Genomic DNA, 24,641 nt, shown 5'->3' on the forward strand with positions numbered 1-24,641 from the left:
GCGCCTGCCCGCCGCAGCGGGTCGCCCGGTATGTGGGGCAGGGTATGGACGTCAGCGCCCCCGGTTACCACATCGTGTCCGTCGCGGTCAGCGATGACTTTTGGAGGAGTCGGCCGAGCGCTGGGAAGAGGTCCGGGGCCATTTCGAGGCCAAGCGCGCACTGCTCGTGGCGGCGCTCACGGCCACGTGGGACTTGCCCCGCCCTCGGACCTTTCGCGCCGACCCCCATCGGGCGATCCGGGGTGAGCCGCTGCCACCGCTCGCCGATGCACTTGTCGCGTTCGTTACGGGCGCCGACACCTGGTACCGCCACGTCGAAGTGTCTGCGTCAGTTTGGGCCAGTGGGACAAGGAGTTCCCGATCCAACTCGTCCTGGCCGTGGGCGAGCTTGGGTGTGGTGGGCGACGTGAGGCAGCCGAGAGGCAGCGAACGCAGCAGCAACGATCGGCGGCGGACGACGCAGGACAGCAAAACGGCCATGCTCGGCACCATCAAGTGGCACCCAAGAGCGTCCAACAGTGGCGCTCATCCGCGTTCACACTCTTGACAATTGTTCGATCCTGCACCGGTGCGCATCCGGGTGCCAGTGGTCGTGCCGCTGAGAGAGCCCCGCCTCGGCGATCGAATCCCAACGAAGTTGGGCTGGCACGTCGGTCACGAGTCCCGCCTTCGGGTCGGCTACCGTCCTGCGCCATGACGCAATTTCGTGTGCGATCCCGGTACCGGGATGGGCTTGTGCTGGCCTACGAGATTCCTGTCGGCTCAGCGCCGGTGTCGGACGTGGTGCCCGCAGCGACCTTTCCCGTTGGGGCGCACATGGAGTTGGACGACCATGCCGTAGCACCCGACCTGAGCCGCGCTGTGTACGCGATGCCCGACCACGTGACGTGTATCGACCGTACCGGACGGAGGCTGTGGCAGCTTGACTTCATCCCCGCTGCGGCACCGTGGCCCATCGCCCATAGCTGCTGCGCCTACTCCTTGGACGGAATGATCGTATGGGTGTTCCGACCTGACGCGACGGCGCGCGGTACCGGGGCCGATCAGTGGTTGGCCGTCGACGCGGGTACCGGCCGGGTGATGGCGCAGGTGGACTTGTGTTCGGCCGGTCAAGGGGGCAGGCACTTCACCCATCCAGACGGCAGGCACATGCTGCTGAATGTGGGGGAAGGGCAGGATGGCTCGCTGATCTACCGGGGCCGCTTCGAGAACGGTCGGATCGAGCTGACCGAGTATCCGTGGCCGGATCGGGTCCTTGTCGCCGTAGCGCCGGACGGCCGCCATTTCATGACCGTGGACCACGATCAGCAGGACGCCGCTTTCCATGCGTATCCCGACGGCGCAGTCGTCGCGCGAGTAACGGCGGAGTCGCTCGACCATGATCCCGACGGCGTGTTCGTCGAGTGGGTTGGCGGCTACCTCGGCGACGACACCGCCGTTGTGACCGTCATCGGCGAGGCCGACGATGAGGAGGAATGGGTCGAGCGGTACATCGTCGACCCGCGAACCGGCGAGGTCCGAGGGCAGCTGGCCCTGTCCGCTGAACAGTACGACTTCGAACCGCTCGGCGACGGCTCTTGGCTCACCACCGCCGACGACCATCGGCTTCAGCGCCAAGCCCGTTGACGGAGCGAGCCGGTCGGTAGGGCTTCGTAGTCGCGGGCCACCCGAGCGTGAAGGGCTTGCAGCCCAACGGTGATCATCTGAGTGTCTAAGAGGTCGCGCAGACAGGCGCGGGGGCTGGTGTTGGTCATGCACGACAACGGCACAACATCGGCACGGTCCGCCGCCAGGCAGTGGATAGCATGATCGTCGTGGCAGAGCTGGAAGAGCTGGTCCTGACTCCCGGCGAGCGGGTTCGGGGGGTCCGAGTCGACAGTGTGATGTTCAGGATGGACTGGACTGGTGAGGATTACCCAGGCCAGCTGGCGGCGTTCGTGGCTGGTCGGGTACGGGCCTTCGGGGCAGAGCCGACAGACGTCGACACCGACGTCCTCTACCACGCGGCCGAGGCTGACCCGACTCTGCGCCGCGGTGATTTCCCGGTCCGCCAGCTCGATCATCTGTCCGGTGTGCTGGCAGATCTCGGCTGCACGCTTGTGGTGCGGGACAACGGCACCGACACCCACGAGGTACTGGTCGCGCTGACCGGTGAGCGTGAGCTGACCGGGTTGATGCACCAGGGCCTCCCGGTGCGGGCCTGGGACTCGGAACCCGAAGAGACCCTGGTCAGCCTGGACTGCCCGAACTGCTCGGAGATGCTGGTCTGGCAACTGTCGGCGACCCAGACCCTGGCCGACGAGCGCTGCGATTGTGGAGCGGTGTTGTTCGACGCCACTGGCCGCCCACTGCCCAACGTCACTCTCCACGACTGACCGCTCAGTGCCCCTGGCCTCGGCTCATCTTCACCGATGTACTGCTCATCGAATGCGGCGCCCGCTGATCCGCACGACCCTCGACGAGGCGAAAACTGTGCCTGCTGGTGATCGTCGGCGTCCGAGTCGACGGCCGTAAGGAACTCGTCGCCCTCGCCGAGGGCTACCGCGAGTCGGCCGGGTCGTGGGCCGACCTGCTACGCGACTGCAAGCGGCGGTAAGAAGGCCCTGGCCGAGATCTGGAACGCCGAGGACCGTGACCACGCCCGCCGCGCCGTGGCCGCGTTCGAACTCGCCTACGGCGCAGATTCGGCCGGGCCGTCCCAAGATCGTCGATGATCTGGACGAACTCCTCGCGTTCCGCGACTGCAGCAGTGCGGTATGCGCGCTAGGTCGGCCCAGTCCGCCTGCCCTGCCGAAACGGTCCGGACCGAACGGGCCGGATCCCGTACGCTCCGGCCGTGTTCACGATGGACGACCTTGACGACGTGTAGGCGTACCAGCGCCGGCCCGACGTGTGTCGCTGGATGCTCGGCAACGAGCCGCGCAGCCGCGAGCAGTCGCGGGAGTCGGTGGCGACGATGACCCGCGAGGACGGGCTGCGTGTTGAGGGCGACATCCTGACCCTGGCCGCCGAGCTGGACGGGCGGGTGACCGGAACCGTCGAGCTGGTCTGGCGGAGCCAGGCCGACGGCACCGCCGAGATCGGGTACGTCTTCAGCCCGGAGTTCTCAGGCCGGGGGCTGGCCACCGAGGCGGTGGCGGCGCTGTTGGGATGGGGTTTCGAGGAGTTCGGCCTGCACCGCGTTTACGGCCGGTGCCACGCCGGCAACGAGGCGTCGGCCCGGCTGATGACCCGGCTGGGGATGCGGTGCGAGGCGCGGCATGTCGAGGGTTACCTGTTCCGCGGCGAGTGGGCCGACCGGCCCGTGTTCGCGATGTTGGCCCGGGAATGGCTGTCGCGATCGGCGCTCCATGGCTGACGTAGGAGTCCGTGACGCGCGGCTGACAGGCGGTCACGGCATCGCGGTCGGCGAGGGCGGGGCGCTGCCGCCCCGCGGCGCCTCCGCCGCCATCAGGCGTACGATCTCCGCCCGGTCGGCGGCGGACGGCAGACCCCAGCCGGGACGGTACCCGTACACCTCGTGCAGCGGGTGGGAGGCGGTGCGGCCGTCGAGGACCTCGATGGCGTCGGTGTCGATCAGGCCCGGGTGCTCGACGCCGCACGCCTCGGCGACGTTGACCAGGTCACGCCGCAGGGTCCTGACGTAGTTGGCCGCGCGGACCGACTTCCGGGTCGGATCGAGGCCCCGGGCGAGCCACGGGTTCTGTGTGGCGACGCCGGTGGGGCACGTGTCGGTGTGGCACTTCTGGGCCTGGATGCAGCCGATCGCCAGCATCGCCTCCCGGCCGACGTTGACCATGTCGCAGCCCAGCGCGAACGCCACCACGGCGTTGTCGGGCAGGCCGAGCTTGCCGGCACCGACGAAGACCACCTGCTCGTGCAGGTCGCGTTCGGCGAAGACCTTGTAGACCCGGGTGAAGCCCTGCTGGAACGGCAGCGACACCGAGTCGGTGAAGATCAACGGCGCGGCGCCCGTGCCGCCCTCGCCGCCGTCGACGGTGACGAAGTCGACCCCGCGCCCGGTGTCGCGCATCAGGGTGGCCAGCTCCTCCCAGAAGCCGAGGTCGCCCACCGCGGACTTGATGCCCACCGGCAGGCCGGTCTCGGCGGCGAGCAGCTCCACCCAGTCGAGCAGGCTGTCGCAGTCGGAGAACTCGGCGTGCCGGGACGGGCTCACGCAGTCCCGCCCTGGCGCGATGCCCCGGGTCGCGGCGATCTCCGCGGAGACCTTGGCGGCCGGCAGCAGGCCACCGAGGCTGGGCTTGGCGCCCTGGCTGAGCTTGACCTCCAGCGCCCGCACGGGCGCCCCGGCGACGAGGTCCCTGAGCCGGTCGAGGCTGAACCGGCCCTGCTCGTCCCGGCAGCCGAAGTACGCCGTGCCGATCTGGAAGACCAGGTCACCGCCCTTGCGGTGGTACGGGGACAGCCCACCCTCGCCGGTGTTCTGCAGGCAGCCCGCCAGCGCCGCGCCCCGGTTGAGGGCCTCCACGGCGTTGCCGGAGAGCGATCCGAAGCTCATCCCGGAGATGTTCACCACCGACTCGGGCCGGAAGGCGTGGGCCCGGCCCCGGGCGGCGCCGAGCACCTTCGCGCACGGCAGCCGCACGTCGTGCCCGGCACCCGGAGTGGACGGCGGTACGGCGCGGCCGAAGGTGCGGTGCTTGATGATCGGGTAGCCGGGGGTGAACTCGATGTCGTTGTCGGTGCCGAAACCGAAGTAGTTGTTCTGCTGCTTCGCCGACGCGTACACCCAGCGGCGCTGGTCGCGGGTGAACGGGCGTTCCTCGTTGTTGCCCGCGACGATGTACTGGCGCAGCTCCGGCCCGATCGACTCCAGCAGGTAGCGGGCCCGGCCGAGGACCGGGAAGTTGCGCAGCAACGCGTGGTCGCGCTGGATCAGGTCGCGCGCGGCGAGGGCCGCGACGGCAGCGACGGCGGCGGGTACGGCTCGACTTGCCCACTTCATGCCCGCCACTCTTTCCGCGATCGCCCTCCGCCAAACGGGCCGGCGGGGCGGACCGGCCGGATCAGCCGTGCGTCGGCTGCCGACGGACGACCAGCAGGGCGATGTCGTCGGTCGGTTGCTCGACGCCGAGGGCCGCCATGACGGTGCGGCAGACCTCCTCGGGAGGGTCCGGCCGGACCGCGTCGACGAGCTGCTGGACACCGACGTCGATGACCTCGTCGCGGCGTTCGACGAGCCCGTCGGTGAAGCAGGCCAGGACGGCCCCCGGCGGAAGGTCCATCTCGGTCTGCCGGCGGGCGGGCGGGCGGCGACCCGTGCCGAGCGGAGGGTCGACGTGGACCGGGACCAGGGCGCCCGGCCGGCCCGGCACGGCGAGGACGGGTCGCAGGTGCCCGGCGCTGGAGATGCGGATTTTGCCCCGGTCGGGGGAGACCATGACGTAGAGGGCCGTGGTCAGGCTGCCGGCCTCGAAGTGGGAGACCTTCCGGTCCAGCAGCGCCAACGCCTCCGCCGGATCGCCGCAGACCAGCGCGTACGCGCGCAGCGCGCTGCGGACGCGCCCCATCACCACGGCCGACTGCAGGCCGTGCCCCGACACGTCGCCGATCACCAGCCCCAGCCAGCCCGACGGCAGGCTGAACACGTCGTACCAGTCACCGCCGACGCCGGCGACGTGACCGGGCACGTACCTGGCGGCCATGGCCAGACCGGGCACCTCGGGCAGCTGGTTGGGCAGCAGGCTGCGCTGTAGGGCGAGGGCGGCGGTCTGCGCCAGGTTGTTCGCCCGGGCGAAATGGGCCAGGCTGGCCCGGTCGGCGACCAGCTCCAGCAGACGGACGTCGTCGGCGGTGAACTGGCGGTGACGCAGCGTGCCGACGTGCAGCACGCCGATGAGCTCGCCACGGGCGAATATCGGCACGCCCAGCAGCGACGTCAGGCCCATCGCCAGCAGGACGGGGTTGACCACCGCGTCGGGGGTGACCTCCTCGATGACCACCGGCCGCCGGGTCAGCGCGATCCGGCCGGCGAAACCCCGGCCGACCGAGACGCGGAAACCTCGCCGGACCTCCTCCTCGAGACCCTTGGCGGCGGTGGCCACGAGCTGCTGGGCGTGCGGGTCCAGCAGCAGGATGGCCGCGGTGTCGACGCCGAGCAGATCCCGGACGCGATCGAGCAGCTCGTCGAAGAGGTCGGCCGCGTCGAGCCGGGACAGGGCGGCGTCGGTCACCGCCTCGAGGCGGCGTAACCGCTCGTCGTCCTGGATGAGCCCCGCGTCGGCCACGACAGGATCCTAGTCTCGCCGGCTGGTTCCGCCGCTATCCGACCTGCGCCGGCAGCAGCGCGCACGGTGCAAGACGCCGGTCGGACCGTGACGACCGCGAGGGTCGTCCCGAACCGGCCCGTTCGGGCGTCTCGAGCCGGCGGTCCTGGATTCGCGGCCGGTCAGGGGCGGTGCCGGCGGGCGGACATCGCCTGGAGCGTGGGCCGACGCACCACCGCGATCCGGTCGCCGCGGGCGCGCAGCGACGTACGCCCGCCGCGGCCACGCCGGACGGTCAGGTCGACGGTGCGCCCGCCGACCTGCACGCCCTCGAGGACGAGGTCCGGCAGCCACTCGGGCAGGTGCGGGTCGACGAAGATCGTCCGCAGCGGCGCGGCCGGGCGCAGCGCCAGCAGCGCCTGGATGAGCGCGACGACGGCGCTGGCGGACCAGGCCTGCGGGGAGCACGAGTTCGGGTAGACGCCGGGGTGCGGGTGCGCGTCGTCGCGCGGCAGGCCGCTGAGCACCTCCGGCAGGCGGTGCTCGGTGAAGAGCGCCGCCGCGGCGAACATCCCCTCAGCGAGGCGGTGCAGGTGCTCCCAGCAGCCGTACCGGGCCAGCCCGAGGCCGATCGTGCCCGCCTCCACGGGCCAGACGCTGCCCCGGTGGTAGCTGAACGGGTTGTACGCCGGGTGCGCCGACGACAGGGTGCGCACCCCCCAGCCGCTGAACATGTCGTCGGCCAGCAGCCGGTCGGCGACCAGGGGAGCGAGCCGGGCCGGCACGATCCCCGTGGCGAGCAGGTGACCGTCGTTGGAGTTGACCGAACGCACCCGCCGTTTGTCCGGGTCGAGCGCCATGGCGTGACAGCCCCGCTCGGGCATCCAGAAGGCGCGGTGGAAGCGGCGGCGAAGGACCGTGGCCCGGCGCAGCAGCCGGGCGCCGAGCGCGGGGTGACCGGCCGCGGCGAACACCACGGCGGCGTGCCGCAGCGCGGCGTACCAGTACGCCTGCAGCTCGCTGGTCGCGATCGGGTTGGGGACCACCTCGCCGCGCTCGTCGACGATCGCGGTGTCCGAGTCCTTCCAGCCCTGGTTCTTCAGCCCGGCCCGGGACCGGCAGTGGTATTCGAGGAAGCCGTCCCGGTCGGGGTCGCCGTACCGGTCGATCCAGTCCAGGGCGCGACGCGCGACCGGCAGCAGGTCCCGCACCGTGTCGAGGTCCCCCGTCCAGGCGAAGTACTGCCCGAGGAAGATCAGGAGGTCCGGCGCGGTCGACCAGTCGCCGTAGTAGCCGCTGAACGGGTCGAGCCCGAGCGCGGACACCGGGCCCCGGCGGGCCTCGTGCAACGGCTTGCCGGGCTCCTCGTCACGCCAGTCGTCGATGCGCCGCCCGAGGTGGCCGGCGTTGAGCCGCAGGCTGTCCGCCAGCATCGTCGGCCCGGCGAGCAGGGCCTGCCACGACGCGGTCATCGTGTCGCGGCCGAAGATCTCCTGGTAGATCGGCAGGCCGGCCATCGGCGCCGTCGGCCCGGCCGGCTCACCCAGCGGCAGCACCGCCAAATCGTCGACCGCGCACCGCCAGGCCGCCGTCACGTCGAAGTTGCTGCTGCTCAGCCGGGTCAGTTCCCGGGCGAGGTGGGCGCGGGCGCGGGCCGCGTCGTCGCCCGGCTCGGCGAAGGTCGGCGGCGGCGCGGCGAGACGCCGTCCCTCGAAGACCGGCTCGACCACGAGTTCCACCCGGCCCGACCCCCGGGGCGGCACCGCGACCGCGACCAGGACCGCGTCGTCCACGTACCGGACGGGCGACTCCGCGTGTACGCCGATCGCCACCGCCCGGTCGAGGCCGTCGCACCGGTAGGTCAGGCGCAGCTCGCGGTCGTCGGGGTGCCAGCTCGCGTCGACCGCGCCCGACTGCACCCGGCGGCCGGTCTCGGCCTCGCTGGTGTCGGCGAAGTCGGCGGCGAGATCGATCCGCAGTTCCAGTTCCAGCGGCACCGGGGCGTAGCTGACCACGGTCAGCCGGGTGCGCAGCCCCTCGCCGACGAAGCGCTCCACCAGGAGGTAGGCCGCGCGGGAGGGCAGTGCCTCGCCGTCGCCGAGTGCGGCGTACGAGAGCTGGGCGTGGCCGGCCACGTTGGCTGTGCTGAACGGCACCGGCTCGCGGCCGTCCACGGCGAGGCGCTCCGTGCTGAGCACCCGGGTGTTGCGCGCGAAGAAGCCCTGCGGGTCGGCGCCGGTGATCCGGCCACGTACGTCGGTGACCAGCGTGCTCCAGCCACTCGCCACGTAGAGCAGGTCCGGTCGGACCCGTAGGTTCCGGACGCCGCTCATCGGCCCGGCGGCCGGCGTGGCATCGGCGTCCGGGGAGGCCGCGGCCGGCGGGACCTCCCGTGGCCGGAGGCGGTCCCGGCGGGGCGGGCGGCCGGCGGGCGCGGCGACGTCGCGCGGCCGGCGGGGGTCCCGGCGGCAGGCGCGCTCGGCGGCGTCGACGGCATCGGTGCACCCCCTGACCGGCGGCTGCGGGCCCGGGCGCGCCGGTGTGGCGCGCCGGGGACCCGTCGGACAGCGGTCGGTACCCGATCGCGCCGCCGGTACACCTCCGGCCCGGCCGCCGGGCTGCGGGAACGCTCCCGAGATCAGCCCTGGGGCTGGCCGATGTCCACCATCCATCTGGTGCCGAAGCGGTCGACGCACATGCCGAACTCGTCGCCCCACATCTGCTTCTCCAGCGGCATGGTCACCGTGCCGCCGTCGGCGAGCTTCTCCCAGTAGCCGCGCAGCTCGGCGGCGTCGTCGCCGCTGAGGCTGACGGCGACGTTGTTGCCCGGGTCGTGCTCCATCCCCGGCGCGGTGTCCGAGGCCATCAGGGTGTAGCCCCGGTCGGTCTCCAACATCGCATGCATGATCTTGTCGGTCAGCGCGGGATCGTCGGTGCCGAACTCGCCGAAGGTGCTCATCGACAGCGAGCCGCCGAACACACGCTGGTAGAACTCCATCGCCTCCCGTGCGGTGCCCGGAAAGCTGATGTACGGGTTGAGCCGAGACGCCACAGCACCCTCCTCCGGTCGTGAAGGCGTTATCGTCGCAGATCAGGGGCCGGGTGTGGACGAGGCGCGCCCGCGTTCCGCGGCCCGTGGGAGCGGGAGGCCGTCCCACGGGCCGCGGGCGGTCAGTGCCGGAAGGAGTGGCGCACGACGCCGCCGACGAGGACGCACCACGTGTTGGTGGTGAGCTTGCCGTCGCGGGGCAGGCCGTGCAGCGCCTGGAGATCCTGGACGGCCTTCTTGGTGGCGTGGTCGTACTCGCCGGTGACGGCGACGTCCGCCCACCCCTTGAAGTTGAGCATGAACTGGGCGGCGCTGACCGGGATGCCGCTGGCGTCCTTGTCGAGCTCCGGCGCCAGCGTCTCCCAGGTCGGCGCGGTGAGGGTGGCGTCGACGTCGACCGGGATGCCGTTGCGGTACTGCCAGTCCTGCACGGCCGCGACGGTGGCGGCGTCGAAGACGCTGTTGACCGGCACGGTGTAGCCGCGGTGGGCCAGCAGGTACTGCACGACCCGCACCGACGGCGAGCCGACGAACCGCCACAGGTCCGGCCAGCGGCGGGCCGGCACGTCCGCCAGGTCGGTGTCGAGCGCCTCGAACACCCGGCGGCGCAGGACCGGGAACTGCCGGTAGAAGGCGGCGCCGGGGCACTGCGTGGTGCGGAAGTCCCAGTGCCCGAAGATGTCGTGGGCGTGCAGACCGTACTGCCGGCAGATGGTCGTGCAGAGCTTGACCAGCGAGTCCAGCAACGCCTCCGGCGGCGTCTCGGTGACGTACGTGCCCTCGTTCTCGATGCCGATCGCCCGGCCGTTCTCGCCCGGGCAGTGCGCCGAGATCATCTGCCGGTCGCCGGCCTGCAGCCGCTCCAGGCTGCCCCGGCGCCCCTCCATGACGTACCCACCGCGGCTGACGGTGAAGTGCTGGCCGGTGTCGGACCAGCGGTTGCCGTCCATGTGCAGGTCCTGGCAGTCGCGGGCCAGCTTGATCGCCTGCGCCTCGGAGTAGTCGGTGACGTTCGGGAACGCCATGTGGTGCACGATGATCTTGTTGGTGGGGATGGCGCTGACCGACAGCGGGTCCGCCGGCGGACGCGCGCCCCACTCGTCGCAGCTGTAGATCCAGTCCAGGCCGGCGCCGGGGTCCGCCTGCGCGGCGGCCGGGAAGGCGAGTTCGCTTCCGACGACCGCGACCGTGGCGGCGCCGAGGCCGGCCCGCAGCAGGGTCCGACGGTCCAGTTCGGAGTGGTCGAGGTGCATGGCATCTCCTGTGCGGCCGGGTCGGGGGTGGGCAGGGGGTGCGTGAAAGGAAACTCCAGTGGCCGCCTGTGTTGTGGAAGATATTGCCCAGACCTCCGCCGCTGGTCAATAAGGAGTCGACCGGGCCGTCCGGGTGACCGTCCGTGCCGAGGCTGAGGATCACGGGCAGCGACCCACAGGTGGCCGTGGGTCGTCGGGTTTCCGGCAGCTGAGGTTTCGGCCGGTGGGCGAGTCGGCTGCCCGGACCGCCGACAGCGCGGACCGCCAGGGGCGCCACCAGGCAGCGGAGACCGGTACGGGCGGATCCGCGGCGCGGACCGGCGTCCGACCATCCTCCGAGAGGGACGGTCTGCCGACGGTCGGGTGATCGGGCCGCACCGAGCGGGGAACTACCGCACAGCGGCATGCCCGCGATACTCGTTCGGCACCGGACTGCATGCATTTCACGGGCGGATGCGCCTCAGACGGCCGCATGCCCGTTGTCCCACCCTGTCGCTTCTCTCGCTGAGAGGGGGCGCACGTGGCCGAGTTCGTGGTGGCGAGGACCAAGGAGAACGGGGTCAAGTAGCGGCTGGGGCCCGTGTTGCCGGCAGCGCCGGTGGCCCTCCTCGGTCGTCGCGGCGGGTCAGAGCACCTGGGAGAGGAAGCGGCGCAGCCGGGGGTGCTCCGCCCCCTCGAAGATCGCGGCCGGCTCGCCGGCCTCCAGCACCACGCCGCGATCCATGAACGCGACGGTGTCGGCGACCTCGCGGGCGAAGCCCATCTCGTGGGTGACCACCACCATCGTCATGCCGCCGGCGGACAGCTCGGCCATCAGCCCCAGCACCCCCTTGACCAGCTCCGGGTCCAGAGCCGAGGTCGCCTCGTCGAAGAGCATCACCTGCGGCCGCAACGCCAGCGCGCGGGCGATCGCGACCCGCTGCTGCTGCCCGCCCGACAGGTGCGCCGGCCGGGCGTCGGCCTTGGCCGCGAGCCCCACCAGCTCCAGGTGGTCGCGGGCGACCGCCACCGCCTCGTCCTCACCAAGCTTCCTGATCCGGCGCAGCGCGAGGGTGATGTTGCGCAGCACGCTCATGTGCGGGAAGAGATTGAACTGCTGGAAGACCATGCCGACCCGCTGCCGCAGGGCGTCCGGGTCGTCGCCCAGCACGCTGCGCCCGTCGAGCAGCACGTCGCCCCGGTCGGGCTCGATGAGCCGGTTGATGGCGCGCAGAAGCGTGGACTTGCCCGAGCCGGACGGGCCGATCACGCAGGCCGTCGCGCCCCGCGCGACGTCCAGGTCCACGCCGCGCAGCACCCGGTGCGACCCGAAGGCCAGGTGCACGTCGCGGACGCTCAGGCTCACCGAGGTCGTCGTGTCGATGCTCATCGCTGGTTTCCTCCCGCCGCGCCCGGCAGCGCCAGGTCGAGGTCGTCGTCGGCGTCGGCGGGCGCGGCGGCCTGCCGGCCGTGCCGCAGCCGCCGGTCGATCCAGTTCACGACGTGGGTCAGCGGCACGGTCAGCGCCAGGTAGAACAGGCCGGCCAGCAGCAGCGCCGACTGGTTGCCGGTGTTCGCCGCGTAGTCCTGCCCGATCCGGAACAGCTCCCGCTGGCTGGCCAGCAGGCCGAGGAAGTAGACCAGGCTGGAGTCCTTGATCAGCGCGATCAGCTGGTTCACCCAGGCCGGCAGCACCCGGCGGATGCCCTGCGGCACGATCACCAGGCGCATCGCCTCGCCCCAGGACAGGCCCAGCGCCCGGGCCCCCTCCAGCTGGGCAGCCTCCACCGACTGGATGCCGGAGCGGAAGATCTCGCCGATGTAGGCCGCCGCGATCAGCGACAGCGCCAGGATGCCCAGGGGATACGGGTTGGGGCCCCACACCTCCATGCCCAGCGGCGCCAGACCGACGCCGATGAGCAGGATGGTCGCCGCAGCCGGCAGGCCGCGGAACACGTCGGTGTAGACCCGCGCCGGCCAGCGCAACCATCGGGTACGCGAGATGCCGGCGACGGCCAGCCCCATGCCCAGCACCGAGCCGAGCAGGGCGGCGGAGATCGCGAGGATCAGCGTGTTGGGCAGCCCGACCGTCAGCATCTCGGGCAGCGCCTCGCGCATGGAGTCCCAGTCGAAGAAGGTCTCCCACAGGGTGCTCAACGGATCCATCGTGTTCTCCTACCGTCCCGCTCGCTCGTCGTCCGTACGTGTCAGGAGGCGGCCGAGGCCGACGGCACCGGGACGGTGCCGCTGCCCGGCTTGAAGTCGGCGGGGATCGGGCGGCCCGGGTAGTACTGGGCCTGCAGGCGGCTCCACGTGCCGTCGGCGATCACCTCGTCGAGGCCCTTGTTCAGCGCCTCGCGCAGCTTGTCGTTGCCCTTGGCGAACGCGTACGCCGTCGGGGCCGGGCTGAGCAGCTTCCCCGCCACCTTGATCTTGCCGTTGCTGTCGGCGGCCGACTTGTCGCCGATCTCGGCGGGGGCGATCCAGGCGTCGGCGGTGCCGGCCTTGAGCTGGTTGATCGCGCCGTTGTAGTCGGGCACCCGGACCGGGTCGAGGCCCTCGCCGGTGGCGTAGTCGTCCTGGACGGTGCCCTGCACGACCACGACCCGCTTGCCGGCGAGCTGGTCGAAACCGGTGATCGACGAATTGGCCGGCACGTCGAGCCCGAAGTGGCCGAAATCGTAGCCGTTGCCGAAGTCGACGGTCTTCTTGCGGGCCTCGGTGATGGTGATCGAGGAGCTGCCGACGTCGAACTTGCGGTTGTTGACCTGCGAGAGCAGCGCGGAGAAGTCCGTCCCGACGAACTCGACCTTCAGGCCGACCTTCGCGGCGACCGCGGTGAGCAGGTCGTTGTCGAAGCCGGTGAACTTGCCGTCCTTGAGGTAGACGTTCGGCGGGGCGTCGGTGAGCGTGCCGGTGCGCAGCACACCCGGCTGGAGCAGGTTGTACGGGTTGTCGGTCGCCTCGGACGCGTCGTCGCCGCAGGCGGTCAGGGCGGTGGCGGCGAGGACGGCGGCGACGCCGAGGGCGGCGGCGCGGGTGAGGGCGGGAAGGAATCGCACAGGTGTCTCCGAAAGGGGTCTCCGACGGCGGGCACGGGCGTGCGTCGCCGGCGGTATGCCCGGTGGGCGTACCGCTGGGGTGGTCCTGGGAAGGGGTCTGGTGCGTGGCTAGCGCGGGTCGCCGGGGCGACACGAGGCGCTGCAGACCCGCATCATGTCGACGTGGCGGCGCCGGGTCAACGGCGGCGGCGTCGGGGCCGCGGCGGGGACCGCCGGTACGCAGATGCGGAAGGACATGGCTCTCCTCGGTCGTTGCTGACCTGGGAACCAGGCCACGCTTGCACCGAAGCTGCTCCGGTGCCTGGTCTTCACCCGGGGCACCCCTGCGCGGACGAGGGTTGCCGGCCAGCGAGCCGGGGCTTGACGCTGGCGCTCATGACCTGCCGACGAGGCTAGCAGCCTCCCGTGGTGGCGCGTCCAGCCGCTATGACCACCCTCACGTGGCGCCGCCCGGCGCGAGCGGACGCGAGGCCGACCTAGCGGCGAACCGAGGCCGACCCCGACGCCGAGCCCCGTGGCGAATCCCCGCCGCACCCGGGGCCGAACCGGCGGGCTCGGTCCCGGGCGGTCACTCCTCGATCGCGCCGCCCACGCGCCGCAGGTGCTGCCCCACACCACGACGCCGGCGACGCCGGCCTCGGCCCCTCCAGCACCGCCAGGCCGCCGACGCACGCCTCGTCCGTCCGGCCGCCGTTGTCGATCACCAGCACGTCCCCAGGGGTCGCGCCCGCGTACGCCTCCAGGAACACGTCGACGCTGCCGTGGTGGCGCACCGGCAGCACCCGCCCGGCGAGGCGGTGGCTGGGGACGACCGCCCGGATCCCGGCCGGCGCCGTGCGCGGCGGCACGCCCAGCCGTACGCAGGCGTCGGCGATCAGCGGCGTGGACAGGTCGGCGAAACGCTCCGGCATGAGGTCCTCCCGGCGGTGTCCGAGGCGTGGACGGTCATCGTAGGAAGGCCGGCCCGCGCGGCGGCCAGGTCCCGTCCGGACCCGCTGGGCCGGGCGACGAGGACCTCGACCGGAAGGGCGAGCCCCCGGCGCCGGCGACGGCCGCCACGGTGGGTGCGGGTCGGCAACGGATGTCGGGGCCCCGACTGGAGTTCAGCCGGGGCCCCGGTGTGGGGGTGCGCTGGTGGCGCCGTTGCCGCTAGAGCGTCAGCGTCCAGGTGTTGAGGTAGCCGGTGTCGCCGGGGGCGGCGTCCTGCACCCGCAGCTTCCAGGTGCCGTTACGGGCCTCCGAGGAGAGGTTGACGGTGTAGGTCTGGTTGATGTTGTCGGTCGAGCCGCCGCTGCGGTTGTGCAGGGTGTAGGCGGTTCCGTCGGGGGCGATGAGGCTGACGACGAGGTCACCGATGTAGGTGTGGACGACGTTCACGGCGACGGTGCTGGTGGCAGAGGCGTTGCCGGAGCAGCCGCTGATGGTGATCGAGCTTTCCACCGTGGTGTTGTCGCCGATGCTGACATCGGTGCCGTTCGTGCCGGTGCAGCCCGGGGGCGTCCCGCCGACCAGGTTGAGCGTCCAGGTGTTGAGGTAGCCGGTGTCGCCGGGGGCGGCGTCCTGCACCCGCAGCTTCCAGGTGCCGTTGGCGGCCTCGCCGGAGAGGTTGACGGTGTAGGTCTGGTTGATGTTGTCGGTCGAGCCGCCGCTGCGGTTGTGCAGGGTGTAGGCGGTGCCGTCGGGGGCGATGAGGCTGACGACGAGGTCACCGATGTAGGTGTGGACGACGTTCACGGCGACGGTGCTGGTGGCAGAGGCGTTGCCGGAGCAGCCGCTGATGGTGATCGAGCTTTCCACCGTGGTGTTGTCGCCGATGCTGACATCGGTGCCGTTGGTCTGCGAGCAGCCGGGCGGCCCGTTGACCGTCAACGTGTACGACGCGGTCTGGGTGGTGACCGTGCCGGTGCCGGTGACGGTCACCGGGTAGGTGCCCGGCGCGGTGGTGCCGGTGGTGGAGATGGTCATCGTGGCGGAGTTGCCGGAGGTGACCGACGACGGGCTGAAGCTCGCCGTGGCGCCGGCGGGCAGGCCGTTGGCGGAGAACGTCACGTTCTGCGCGCTGCCGACCGTGGTGGTGGTGCCGACGGTCGCGGTGACCGAGCTGCCCGGGTTGACCGTTCCCGAGGTGGGCGACACCGACATGGCGAAGTCCTGCGTCGGCGTGCTGATGTTGCCGATGTACAGCAGCTTGTTCGGTGAGCCGGTGCCCGGGTTGGTGACCTTGCCGCTGGTCGCGTCGTTGACGAGCTTGTCGCGGACCTGCTGCGGGGTGTACGACGGGTTGGCGGCGAGGACCAGCGCGGCCGCACCGGCCACGTGCGGGGTGGCCATCGACGTGCCGCTGATGGTGTTGGTGGCGCTGTCGCCGGTGTGCCACGCCGAGGTGATCGACGAGCCCGGGGCGAAGATGTCCAGGCAGGTGCCGATGTTGGAGTAGTCGGCCCGGGCGTCGGTGCTGGTCGTCGCCCCCACGGTGATCGCGTTGGGGGTGCTGGCCGGCGAGACACCGCAGGCGTCGGCGGAGTAGTCGTTGCCGGCCGCGATGGCGTAGCTGACGCCGTCGGCGATGGAGGCGGTCACCGCGTCGTTGACGGCCTGGTCCTTCCCGCCGCCGAGGCTCATGTTGGCCACCGCCAGCTCGCCGGGGTCGTGGTCGCCGGTGACCCAGTCGATGCCGGCGATCACCCCGGCGTACGTGCCACTGCCCCCACAGTCGAGGACCCGGACGCCGACCAGGGTGGCGTTCTTGGCCATGCCGTACGCGGTGCCGCCCACGGTGCCCGCGACGTGGGTGCCGTGGCCGTTGCAGTCGTCGGCCGAGCCGCCGTCGACCGAGTCGAAACCGGTCACGGCGCGGCCACCGAAGTCGCTGTGCGAGAACCGGATGCCGGTGTCGATGATGTACGCCCGGACGCCGGAGCCGCCGTTCGGGTAGGTGTAGGAGTTGTTCAACGGCAGGTCGCGCTGGTCACTGCGGTCCAGACCCCACGACGGGGTGGGGCTCTGCGTGCCGGAGATCCGCACGACGTGGTTCTGCTGGACGTACTTCACCGACGGGTCGGCAGCCAGCCGTCGGGCCTGCGCGGCGGACATCCGGGCTTCGAACCCGCGCACCGTGTGCTGGAAGGTCCGGGCGACGGTGCCGTCGTGCCGACCGGCCAGGGCGCGGGCGTTGCCCGTGACCTCGGCCCGGGTCACCGCGGTGTCCTTGAACACCACGATGTACGAGCCGGAGACCGCGGTGGCGCCGCCGGCCTGGAGGATCTGCCCCTCGGCGGGAGCGGCGGTCGCTGGAGTGCCGAACGCCACTGCGGCGGTGACCGCGGCTGTTGCGACGCCCAGACGCCAGTGGCGCCTGGACGGGCGGGGGAGTGTCATCGGTCGTCCCTCTCCTGACGCCGGATCCCGTGCGGGGATGGTGCAGGGACCCGGGAAGTTGATCTGGTGGAGGTGATGCTAGACGGCGATGCATTCAAATGTATAGATGAAAAAATTTCCGCGTTTCCTGCTGATTCCACGCGGATGTGAAGGACTTGCCGTGCCGGCACGCCTGTTTTTTCGTCATCGGTCGAGTTCGGATTGTCAGCCGTGGTGTCGCGCTGCGGCGGTCACCGCTGCGGCACGCCCGGCGGCGGCTCCGGCCCGAAGTGCACCCCCGCGATCCGACCGCCCGCCGGCAGGAGGATCTCGAGCATCCGCCGCCGCCCGTCCGGCCCCGGGTCCCTGATGAACGAGAGGTGGTACTGCGAGCCGGCCGGGATGCCGCCCCGGGCGGCATCCCGTCGACGAGGGCGACCAGCCCGTTCCAGGCCTGCGCCGCGCGGGCCGCCCACGCCCGGTTCCGGGTCGGCCGTGCCGTTGCGGGCGGCCTCGAAGTCCTGGGCGACCTGCGCGCGCTCGGCCTCCAGCTCCTGGAGCCGCCGCTCGCCGTCGACGGTGAGCGCCCCACGGGCCGCGCCGAGCCGGTCGAGGAACGACCTCGCCATCAGCCCGCCGACCATGACGGCGCCCGTGGTGGCGGCCTGCTGCACCGCGGCCACCACGCTGTCCCGCAGGCTGCGCAGCTCCCCGGTGCGGATCAGGTGCTGCGCCTCGCCGAACCCGAAGGTGGTGATCTGCTCGACCACGAGCCGGGCGACCTGCTCGGCCCGGTCACCGGACCGGGCCACCGCCTTGAAGATGTCCCCGGAGCCGCAGAGCACGACACGGACGACGGCGGCCTGCAGCGCCTGCCACGCGAGGTCCTCCTGGAACGACGTCGCCGTGATGGACTCCCCCGCCCCGCCGGCGCGGCGACCGCGCCACACCATGGACATTTCCGGTCATCGATCGAGCGCCCCGGGTCGTCGGCACGACCCGGGGCGGTTCGGTACGGGTGCGGGACCGGGGCGACCCGGTTCCGCGCCGCGAATCAGTAGGTGACGCGTACGCCCATCTCGGCCCAGGTGAGCCGGCCGACGATGCCGTCGTCGGTGAGCCCGCGCATCCGCTGGTACCAGCGGACCCCCGCCTCGGTCTTCGCGTCGAAGCGGGTGCCCGGCGGTCCGCACCGCCGCGCGCCGACGAACCGCTTGACGTACGCCACGTCCTCGCCGGTGCTGCCGACGCGGACGGTGCGTGACCCCGGGCCCCGGCCTGCCGGCTGCGGGGCCGGTGGCCTGGTGGCGGTGCGGAGGGCGGTCAGGGTCTTCGGTCCGACGACGGCGTCGACCGTCAGCTTCTTCGACTTCTGGAAGGTCCGGACCCAGGCGGTGGTCTTCGGCCCGAACACGCCGTCGGCGGTGAGGCGGGCGCCCAGCCGGTTGGCGAGGGTCTGCAACTCCCGCACGTCGCTGCCCTTGCAGCCCGCCCGCAGGATCCGGTCGCCGAGCTTGGCGACCCGGGCCGTGGCGACGCCCCACGGGCGCAGGCTGTCCTCCAGGGCCCGGGCGTGGCTGACGCTGACGTGCAGGTGCTTGGTGTGCGGGTTGGATCCGGTGTAGCGCGCGGGCCGGAAGTCGCGGGTACGGCTCCAGATCAGCCGGTTGTAGATCACGTACTGGGTGGACGGGTGCTCGATGCAGTGCCGGACGACCAGCAGCGGGTCGATCCCGTCGATGTCGAAGTCCGCCGCGTTGACCGAGCGGTCGTCGGCGTCCGGGTTGTGGTCGGACTTGCGGGCCTGGTGGGCCGCGTCGCCGATCCAGCCGTCGGAGGCCTTGTCCCGGTGCGGCCAGCGGGTGTTGATCTCCTCGCGCAGCACGCGCAGCGTCGGGGCCAGGTGCACGCCCATCGTCACTCCTCCTCTGCCAGCGCCGCGAGCAGGTCGTAGTCGACGGCGTCGCCGATCAGCTGCTCCGGGTCGTCGTCCTCCTCGAACGTGGCCACCAGGTATTCGGCGTCGATGCTGGCGGTGTCCACCAGTGGTCCCCCCTCTTCCGGATCGTCACCCTGCCGGCCGGATCCGGGCGGCCCGGCCGTCGCGGTGTGCGGCACGGGCGTCGCTGCCCGGGGTCGACGGCGGGTGACTGACGTTCTCGTGGGCAACCTTCGGGATCGCGGCGGCGGGCCGGCAAGGGGAGAGTCGCCTATTGGCATCACGACTGACCGACCGGTCGGTCACCGCCGCCGGACGACGGTCGACGTTCGGCGAACGTGTCCACTCCGGCCAGGCATCCCAGTGGCCGGGGACGCGTTTGACTGATCGACCGGTCAGCCGCCGGCCGACCGAGTCGTTGACCCGGTCGGCCGGGCGGGGGAGCCGCGTGCCACAACGGGCGAGCGCGGCCTGACGCTTCGGACCGTCTCGGCGACGGCACGGTCGGCAACGTCCGAAGGGCGACGGAGTTTCGGGGTCGGTCATCCGTAGCCTCCGGGAACTCCCGCGCCGAATCTACTGAGGAGGGCGGGAAACGAGGGGGGACAATGGGGTGGGTGGGCCCATGATCAACGTCGACGGCATTCCCGCCGAGGTCGAGGACCTCGGCATCGCGCTCGGGCTGCTCGCCCCGTCCGGCGCCGGCGTCCGGCTGGTCGAGGAGTTCTTCGCCGACCCGTGGACGCGGGTCGGCAAGCTGGTCGCCAGCGACGTCCAGCGCGCCGCGCGGGTGCGCGCGATCGAAGGGCTGCTGCCCTCGGCCCGCCGCGCTTCGCGACCGAGGCGGCCAGCCGGCCCGACCGGGTCGCCCGGCACGTACCGCTGCTGGAGCAAGGCGGCAAGGGCCAGGTCTACCTGGTCGTCGAGCGGGCCGCGCTGGCGGCGCGCAGGACGGGCTGCTGGCGTACTGCGTCGGTGACGACATGGACCGGCTGCACATCGTGGACCCGGCGGTGGCGCTGCTCGCGCCGGGGCTGCCCGACGCCAGCGGGGCGGCCGCGCTGCCGGGCGCGGACCCGATCACCTCGCCGTACGTGGACACCTCCGGGCTGTTCACGGTCAACCCGGGGGTGCCGGTGCCGCTGACCCTGCTGATGGTGCCCGGCTCCGACGTGCACGTCACCGCGGGGCTGGTGCCACAGAAGTCGGTGGGGCTGCTGCGGGAGTGGACGTCCTCGACACTGTCCCGGCTGTCGCCCGCCCTGCGCCACGGCCCGGTCCTGCACGACCTGGAGACGACCCGCCTGCCGCTGCCGCAGGACGTACGCGGCTCGTGGCACTGGCACCGGCGCGCCGAGCCGGGCACGTGGCGGACGGACCTGGTGGTGCCGAGCACCCCGGACGCGTTGCTGCCGAACGAGCCGTCGACGGCCAGCGAGGGCTGGTTGCAGGTGGCGCTGGTCGCCGACACCGAGTACCACGACACGGCCGTGCCGGTGCGGGTGAGCCGCGTGCGTACCTCGGGTGGCACGACCGTCGCCCTGGGCGGGCACAACGGCGACGGCAGTCACTTCCTCATCCCGGTGCCGGAGGCGATCGAGCTGATGGGCAGCGGCCGGTTCGCGTTCTTCGTGCAGGAGCCCGGCACGGAACGTACGGCCATCCGGGTGGTCCGGCCCAAGCGCGGCCGGCCCTACCTGCGTACCGTCGCCGACGACGCGTCGCCGAACAACCTCGACAGTCTGCCGGAGTGCCACCACGTCTGGTGAGGCGGCGCGGCGGTGTCGACGCCGGCGCGACGCCCCCCGCGACGCGGGCGTTCGTCGCGCCGGCCTGTCCGGCGTGGGATCCCTCGGGGCGGGCGACGCCCGGCGCGCCGGCTGTGCCATCGTTGTCCTTCCATCGGGGACCGTCGGGTGCGGCGGCGAAACGCCCGCACCCGACGGCGCGCGCCCGCGGCGGCAGCGGGTAAGGGAGGGGCGATGGCGGAGCAGCAGGCCGGGCCGCTGGGCGGCATCCTCGTCGCGGACTTCTCGCGGATCCTGGCCGGGCCGTACGCGACCATGCTGCTGGCCGACCTCGGCGCCGAGGTGGTCAAGGTGGAGGGGCCCGGCGGGGACGACACCCGCGCCTGGATGCCGCCGGTCCGGGAGGGGACGTCCACCTACTACCTGGGCGTCAACCGCAACAAGCGCTCGGTGGTCCTCGACCTCGCCGATTCCGACGACCTCGACGTCGCCCGGCGGCTCGTCCGGCGGGCCGACGTCATGATCCAGAACTTCCGCCCCGGCGGGCTGAAGCGCTTCGGCCTCGACTACGACGGCGTCGCCGCCGACAACGAACGGATCGTCTACGCCTCGATCAGCGGCTTCGGCACCGGCGCGGGCGCGGACCTGCCCGGCTACGACCTCGTGGTCCAGGCCGCGTCGGGCCTGATGAGCCTCACCGGCGAGCCGGACGGCCCGCCGTACAAGGCCGGTGTCGCCGTGTTCGACGTGATGGCGGGTCTGCACGCGGCCCTCGGCATCCTCGCCGCCCTGCACCACCGTGCCCACACCGGCGTCGGCCAGCACGTCGAGGTGAACCTGCTCTCCTCGGCGCTGTCCGGCCTGGTCAACCACGCCAGCGGCCACGTCGCCGGCGGCGCCGCGCCGTTCCGGATGGGCAACGCCCACCCGAGCCTGTTCCCGTACGAGCCGCTGCCGGCCGCCGACGGCGACCTCGTCGTCATCGCCGGCAACGACGGTCAGTTCCGGAAGCTGTGCGAGGTGCTCGGCCTGCCCGGGTTGCCCGACGACCCCAGGTTCCGGCGCAACCCCGACCGGACCGCGAACCGGGAGGTCCTGCGCCCGATGCTGGTCGAGCGGCTGGTCCGGCGGACCCGTGACGAGTGGTTCCGGGACCTGCGCGCGGCGGGCGTGCCGTGCGCCCCGATCAACACGGTCGACGACGGCGTCGCCCTGGCCCGGGACCTGGGGCTCGACCCGGTGGTCACCGTCGGCGGGGTGCCGGGTGTCCGCAACCCGATCGGCTTCTCCGCCACGCCGCCCCGGTACGACCTGCCGCCGCCCCGTCTCGACGAGCACGGCGACGAGATCCGCGCCTGGCTGACCGCCGACTGAGACTCCGACGGGTGCGGCGTCAGACCGGCGCGACGGAGAGCCGAGGGCCGGCGGGCGGCGGCGCGGCGGCCAGGCTGAGCAGGGTGTGCCCGGTGGCGTCGTCGACCACGGCGACCCGCACGGCGTCGGGTTCCCGGTCGGCCAGCGGCACGGCGAACACCGCGGTCGCCGGGCGGCCCCGGTAACGCGCGGCGTGCCCGACGAAGCGCCAGTCGCCGTCGTCCCAGTGTTCCCGCACGTCGGAGCGGAGCAGCGGGGCCACCCGCCGGTAGGCGTCGCTGAGCTGGAGCTGCTGCACGGTGGCCAGCAGCGGCACGCCGGTGCCGCCGCGCAGCGGGTGGGTCAGCCGGGCGCGCAGCCGGCGCAGCGGCAGCAGCCAGGCCGCGTCCAGCTCCGGCGAGAGCGCCACCACCGCCGCCAGTTCGGCGACCAGCACGGCGCCGCCGGCCACCGGCCGCCCGGCGAGTGCGCCCGCCCAGCCGCCGTCGGCCAGCCCCGCCAGCCCGGCCGCCGCGAGCAGCAGCCCGGCCCGGGCGAGGCTGCGGCCGGAGACCGGGGTCGGCCGGGCGCTCAGGCACCCGCAGGAGGAAGCGGGGGCGGCGCGCCGGGCGTACGTCAGGTAGGCGAGGAACCCGGCCGTCAGGACGGTCGCGCCGACCGCCTCCAGCGGCAGCGCGGGCGGCAGCACGAGCAGCGCGCCGAGGGCCAGCTCGACACCGCCGAGCAGCCGGTACGCGGGCAGCGCCCGGTGCTGCCCGAGCAGGCGGGCGAGCGCCGACCGGCCGGCCGCCGCAGCGGCGTGGCGGCTGAAGAGCTTCACGCGGGCGGACCAGATCAGCACCGCGCCGACGACCAGCGGTTGCAGCGCCGCGATCATGTCGATCATGTGGTCTCCATCGGGTGGTCCGACGGGCGGCCTCCGGGCGGTCCGCGGCTGCGTACCGCCCGGAGGCCGCGCCGTCAGGCGGCGGCGTAGATGGTGGCGATGTCGATCTCGTTGGTGTCCGGGTGCCAGGCGCCGAGCACCTGAACGTGCCGGCCGACCCGCAGCAGGGACATGTCGCTGACGGCCGGGGTGCCGTTGTAGACGGCGGCGGACCGGTCCGGCACGACGTGCGCGACGATCCGACGGCCCTTGTGGTCGAGGTGCAGCACGTTGCGGCCGACCGCCGCGATGTGCCCGTGCAGGTTGACGATGTTGACCCACACGGCGTCCGCGGCGAGCGTGCCGTCGGGCAGGCGGACGCCGCGGGCGTAGAGCCCGTCACCGACGGCGACCCGGTCGAACGTGGTCGGGTGCAGCTTCCAGATGCTCGTGCCGTCGGTGATCCGGATCGAGTGGAGCACGGTGTCCGAGCCGGTGACCAGCAGCATGTTGCCGGAGATCGTGCTGATCCGGCCCTCGGCGAAGTTCGGGTCCGGCGTGCCGGGTTCGACGGTCGCGGCGTCGGCGGCGAACGCCGCCTCGGGGGCGAGCGAGCCGAGCCCGGTGGCGCCGACCACGCCGCCGAGCGCGGCGGTGGCGAGCAGCCGGCGGCGCCTCAGGGTCTGGTCCATGGGGTCCTCCCGTTCAGACGCTGTCGACCGAGCAGGGCCGCAGCCCGGTGGAGAGACTGGCGATCGCGCTGTACGCCGCGGGCGTCAGGTCGATGATCCGGTTGCTGCCGCAGGCCGAGCCGCAGCAGGTGCGCTCGCCGCAGAACAGGTCGGTCTGCGGGCCGCAGTCGGCGATGGCGGTGCCGACCCGGGCACCGTTGCAGAGGTTGGTGGTGTAGTGCCGGAAGCCGCAGCCGCGCCGGCTCATTCCGCTGATTCCGCACACGTGCGGGCGGGTGATGGCCAGGCACGCGTCCGAGGTGTTCGGCCAGGCGTGCTGGTAGTTGCCGGACGAACAGGTGCCGCAGGCACCACTACCGGCCGAGCCGCAGGGACCCCAGGCGTTGCCGCAGCAGAACCACGACACCTCGCCTCTCAGAGCAACCACGGGTACCTCCCCTCCAGATCCGATCAACAGCGACATGCATCGATATAGGAGGTGATTGTTGTGGCGTAAATCATCGAAGTCAATGGATGACTGGAAGGATTCTTACGCCCGCGGTCGGCGGCCGGCCAGCGGGATGCGGAAGTGGACGGTCTGGTGGGTGTCGGCCCGGCCGTCACGCGCGTCGTGCACCGGCTCGGCCACCGCCCGCCAGAACCGTTCGGCGCCGTCGACGCGGGTGTCGGTGTGCAGGTACAGGTCCCGGTAGCGGGGTTGCCGGCCGACGAAGTCGACGGCGAGACCGACGAGGGCGCGGGCGAGCCCCCGGCGGCGGTGCTCGGGCCGGACGTATACCCGGAAGAGCTGCGCGGTGGACTCCTCGGGAAAGCGCTCCGCGAGGCAGCGCGGGTGCGGTGGGCTCTTCGGCGCCGCGGCGCGGACGGCGGTGGTGCCGACGACCTCGTCGCCCCGGGTCGCGACGAACAGGGCGTGCGGTTGCGGTGCCAGGTAGGTGCCGGCCAGGTCGATGACGTCGTGGTGCCAGTCGGGACGGTAGCCGTGGCCGAACTCCCGGTAGAACGTGTCGAGCATGACGCTGCGGGCCCCGTCGACGTGGCGGCCGTCGGCCATCCGCACCTCGTACGCGCCCACGCCGTGTCGGTACTGCCGCAT

At 72.4% G+C, this 24,641-nt stretch carries 23 protein-coding genes, 1 pseudogene and 1 riboswitch; of the genes and pseudogenes, 7 read left to right on the top strand and 17 right to left on the bottom strand.

Annotated features, from left to right (window positions below; translation table 11 throughout):
• Nucleotides 1-735 precede the first annotated feature (735 nt).
• From ACGF5C_RS12025 to ACGF5C_RS12040, 4 genes and pseudogenes are all read left to right on the top strand, one after another.
• Entirely contained in the window at nt 736-1,626 is an 891-nt protein-coding gene (locus tag ACGF5C_RS12025; RefSeq protein ID WP_393300162.1) for a hypothetical protein, read from the top strand.
• Nucleotides 1,627-1,805: 179 nt separating this feature from the next.
• The gene (locus tag ACGF5C_RS12030) at nt 1,806-2,375 is read left to right on the top strand and encodes a hypothetical protein (protein WP_393300165.1); all 570 of its coding nucleotides are present in this window, start codon (nt 1,806-1,808) and stop codon (nt 2,373-2,375) included.
• Nucleotides 2,376-2,461: 86 nt separating this feature from the next.
• A pseudogene (locus ACGF5C_RS12035) lies at nt 2,462-2,593 on the top strand (IS256 family transposase); the annotation flags it as partial.
• 297 nt (nt 2,594-2,890) lie between these two features.
• Entirely contained in the window at nt 2,891-3,358 is a 468-nt protein-coding gene (locus ACGF5C_RS12040) for a GNAT family N-acetyltransferase (protein ID WP_393300168.1), read from the top strand.
• 33 nt (nt 3,359-3,391) lie between these two features.
• Here the strand turns inward: ACGF5C_RS12040 and ACGF5C_RS12045 are convergent, their stop codons facing one another.
• From ACGF5C_RS12045 to ACGF5C_RS12105, 13 genes are all read right to left on the bottom strand, one after another.
• On the bottom strand, nt 3,392-4,966 hold the full coding sequence (locus tag ACGF5C_RS12045) for an FMN-binding glutamate synthase family protein (protein WP_393300171.1): 1,575 nt from the start codon (nt 4,964-4,966) through the stop codon (nt 3,392-3,394).
• 61 nt (nt 4,967-5,027) lie between these two features.
• Nucleotides 5,028-6,248, bottom strand: a complete 1,221-nt coding sequence (locus ACGF5C_RS12050) for a PP2C family protein-serine/threonine phosphatase (RefSeq protein WP_393300174.1) — start codon at nt 6,246-6,248, stop codon at nt 5,028-5,030.
• A gap of 161 nt (nt 6,249-6,409) precedes the next feature.
• Nucleotides 6,410-8,560 carry a glycogen debranching N-terminal domain-containing protein gene (locus ACGF5C_RS12055; RefSeq protein ID WP_393300177.1) on the bottom strand — a complete coding sequence of 717 codons (2,151 nt, stop codon included), beginning with the start codon at nt 8,558-8,560 and terminating at the stop codon, nt 6,410-6,412.
• Between the two features lie 305 nt (nt 8,561-8,865).
• Nucleotides 8,866-9,279, bottom strand: coding sequence for a VOC family protein (locus ACGF5C_RS12060; RefSeq protein WP_393300180.1), 414 nt, complete (start codon nt 9,277-9,279; stop codon nt 8,866-8,868).
• A 119-nt stretch (nt 9,280-9,398) separates the two neighbouring features.
• The gene (locus ACGF5C_RS12065) at nt 9,399-10,529 is read right to left on the bottom strand and encodes a peptidoglycan-binding protein (RefSeq protein WP_393300183.1); all 1,131 of its coding nucleotides are present in this window, start codon (nt 10,527-10,529) and stop codon (nt 9,399-9,401) included.
• A 625-nt stretch (nt 10,530-11,154) separates the two neighbouring features.
• A complete protein-coding gene (locus ACGF5C_RS12070) occupies nt 11,155-11,892 on the bottom strand; it encodes an amino acid ABC transporter ATP-binding protein (protein WP_350708358.1) in 738 nt (245 codons plus the stop codon).
• Between the two features lie 2 nt (nt 11,893-11,894).
• Nucleotides 11,895-12,674, bottom strand: a complete 780-nt coding sequence (locus tag ACGF5C_RS12075; RefSeq protein WP_350708139.1) for an amino acid ABC transporter permease — start codon at nt 12,672-12,674, stop codon at nt 11,895-11,897.
• A gap of 41 nt (nt 12,675-12,715) precedes the next feature.
• The gene (locus ACGF5C_RS12080) at nt 12,716-13,570 is read right to left on the bottom strand and encodes an ABC transporter substrate-binding protein (protein WP_393264066.1); all 855 of its coding nucleotides are present in this window, start codon (nt 13,568-13,570) and stop codon (nt 12,716-12,718) included.
• A 269-nt stretch (nt 13,571-13,839) separates the two neighbouring features.
• A riboswitch (SAM riboswitch) is annotated at nt 13,840-13,951 on the bottom strand.
• 95 nt (nt 13,952-14,046) lie between these two features.
• Nucleotides 14,047-14,481 (bottom strand): hypothetical protein, encoded by a 435-nt coding sequence (locus ACGF5C_RS12085; protein WP_393300186.1) that lies wholly within the window; start codon nt 14,479-14,481, stop codon nt 14,047-14,049.
• Nucleotides 14,482-14,719: 238 nt separating this feature from the next.
• Nucleotides 14,720-16,948, bottom strand: a complete 2,229-nt coding sequence (locus tag ACGF5C_RS12090) for a proprotein convertase P-domain-containing protein (protein ID WP_393300188.1) — start codon at nt 16,946-16,948, stop codon at nt 14,720-14,722.
• A 230-nt stretch (nt 16,949-17,178) separates the two neighbouring features.
• The gene (locus tag ACGF5C_RS12095) at nt 17,179-17,886 is read right to left on the bottom strand and encodes a hypothetical protein (RefSeq protein WP_393300191.1); all 708 of its coding nucleotides are present in this window, start codon (nt 17,884-17,886) and stop codon (nt 17,179-17,181) included.
• A gap of 95 nt (nt 17,887-17,981) precedes the next feature.
• Complete coding sequence (locus tag ACGF5C_RS12100; protein ID WP_393300194.1) at nt 17,982-18,842, bottom strand: peptidoglycan-binding protein; 861 nt, start codon at nt 18,840-18,842, stop codon at nt 17,982-17,984.
• A gap of 2 nt (nt 18,843-18,844) precedes the next feature.
• Nucleotides 18,845-18,970, bottom strand: a complete 126-nt coding sequence (locus tag ACGF5C_RS12105; RefSeq protein ID WP_350679578.1) for a hypothetical protein — start codon at nt 18,968-18,970, stop codon at nt 18,845-18,847.
• A 521-nt stretch (nt 18,971-19,491) separates the two neighbouring features.
• On the opposite strand from ACGF5C_RS12105, the gene ACGF5C_RS12110 reads away from it, so the two are divergent.
• The 3 genes from ACGF5C_RS12110 to ACGF5C_RS12120 all read left to right on the top strand — a co-directional run bounded on the left by ACGF5C_RS12110 (nt 19,492) and on the right by ACGF5C_RS12120 (nt 21,988).
• Nucleotides 19,492-19,845 carry a hypothetical protein gene (locus tag ACGF5C_RS12110; protein ID WP_393300197.1) on the top strand — a complete coding sequence of 118 codons (354 nt, stop codon included), beginning with the start codon at nt 19,492-19,494 and terminating at the stop codon, nt 19,843-19,845.
• A gap of 4 nt (nt 19,846-19,849) precedes the next feature.
• Nucleotides 19,850-20,635, top strand: a complete 786-nt coding sequence (locus tag ACGF5C_RS12115) for a DUF3892 domain-containing protein (RefSeq protein ID WP_393300200.1) — start codon at nt 19,850-19,852, stop codon at nt 20,633-20,635.
• A 213-nt stretch (nt 20,636-20,848) separates the two neighbouring features.
• Nucleotides 20,849-21,988 (top strand): CaiB/BaiF CoA transferase family protein, encoded by a 1,140-nt coding sequence (locus tag ACGF5C_RS12120; RefSeq protein WP_393300202.1) that lies wholly within the window; start codon nt 20,849-20,851, stop codon nt 21,986-21,988.
• A 19-nt stretch (nt 21,989-22,007) separates the two neighbouring features.
• On the opposite strand, the gene ACGF5C_RS12125 is transcribed toward ACGF5C_RS12120, so the two are convergent.
• From ACGF5C_RS12125 to ACGF5C_RS12140, 4 genes are all read right to left on the bottom strand, one after another.
• Nucleotides 22,008-22,874, bottom strand: coding sequence for a MauE/DoxX family redox-associated membrane protein (locus ACGF5C_RS12125; protein WP_393300205.1), 867 nt, complete (start codon nt 22,872-22,874; stop codon nt 22,008-22,010).
• Between the two features lie 74 nt (nt 22,875-22,948).
• On the bottom strand, nt 22,949-23,545 hold the full coding sequence (locus ACGF5C_RS12130) for a cell wall protein (RefSeq protein WP_357454664.1): 597 nt from the start codon (nt 23,543-23,545) through the stop codon (nt 22,949-22,951).
• A gap of 13 nt (nt 23,546-23,558) precedes the next feature.
• Nucleotides 23,559-23,972 carry a hypothetical protein gene (locus ACGF5C_RS12135; protein WP_393300208.1) on the bottom strand — a complete coding sequence of 138 codons (414 nt, stop codon included), beginning with the start codon at nt 23,970-23,972 and terminating at the stop codon, nt 23,559-23,561.
• Nucleotides 23,973-24,074: 102 nt separating this feature from the next.
• Nucleotides 24,075-24,641, bottom strand: coding sequence for a GNAT family N-acetyltransferase (locus ACGF5C_RS12140; RefSeq protein WP_393300211.1), 567 nt, complete (start codon nt 24,639-24,641; stop codon nt 24,075-24,077).

This window comes from Micromonospora sp. NPDC047620, assembly GCF_043205005.1.
Taxonomy (GTDB): Bacteria; Actinomycetota; Actinomycetes; order Mycobacteriales; family Micromonosporaceae; genus Micromonospora.

Bases quoted from the DNA above. Each gene is read 5' to 3' on its own strand.
- ACGF5C_RS12030 (WP_393300165.1), top strand. From the start codon at position 1,806: ATGATCGTCGTGGCAGAGCTGGAAGAGCTGGTCCTGACTCCCGGCGAG.
- ACGF5C_RS12045 (WP_393300171.1), bottom strand. From the start codon at position 4,966: ATGAAGTGGGCAAGTCGAGCCGTACCCGCCGCCGTCGCTGCCGTCGCG.
- ACGF5C_RS12055 (WP_393300177.1), bottom strand. From the start codon at position 8,560: ATGAGCGGCGTCCGGAACCTACGGGTCCGACCGGACCTGCTCTACGTG.
- ACGF5C_RS12065 (WP_393300183.1), bottom strand. From the start codon at position 10,529: ATGCACCTCGACCACTCCGAACTGGACCGTCGGACCCTGCTGCGGGCC.
- ACGF5C_RS12075 (WP_350708139.1), bottom strand. From the start codon at position 12,674: ATGGATCCGTTGAGCACCCTGTGGGAGACCTTCTTCGACTGGGACTCC.
- ACGF5C_RS12085 (WP_393300186.1), bottom strand. From the start codon at position 14,481: ATGCCGGAGCGTTTCGCCGACCTGTCCACGCCGCTGATCGCCGACGCC.
- ACGF5C_RS12090 (WP_393300188.1), bottom strand. From the start codon at position 16,948: ATGACACTCCCCCGCCCGTCCAGGCGCCACTGGCGTCTGGGCGTCGCA.
- ACGF5C_RS12095 (WP_393300191.1), bottom strand. From the start codon at position 17,886: ATGTCCATGGTGTGGCGCGGTCGCCGCGCCGGCGGGGCGGGGGAGTCC.
- ACGF5C_RS12100 (WP_393300194.1), bottom strand. From the start codon at position 18,842: ATGGGCGTGCACCTGGCCCCGACGCTGCGCGTGCTGCGCGAGGAGATC.
- ACGF5C_RS12110 (WP_393300197.1), top strand. From the start codon at position 19,492: ATGATCAACGTCGACGGCATTCCCGCCGAGGTCGAGGACCTCGGCATC.
- ACGF5C_RS12115 (WP_393300200.1), top strand. From the start codon at position 19,850: ATGGACCGGCTGCACATCGTGGACCCGGCGGTGGCGCTGCTCGCGCCG.
- ACGF5C_RS12120 (WP_393300202.1), top strand. From the start codon at position 20,849: ATGGCGGAGCAGCAGGCCGGGCCGCTGGGCGGCATCCTCGTCGCGGAC.
- ACGF5C_RS12125 (WP_393300205.1), bottom strand. From the start codon at position 22,874: ATGATCGACATGATCGCGGCGCTGCAACCGCTGGTCGTCGGCGCGGTG.
- ACGF5C_RS12130 (WP_357454664.1), bottom strand. From the start codon at position 23,545: ATGGACCAGACCCTGAGGCGCCGCCGGCTGCTCGCCACCGCCGCGCTC.
- ACGF5C_RS12140 (WP_393300211.1), bottom strand. From the start codon at position 24,641: ATGCGGCAGTACCGACACGGCGTGGGCGCGTACGAGGTGCGGATGGCC.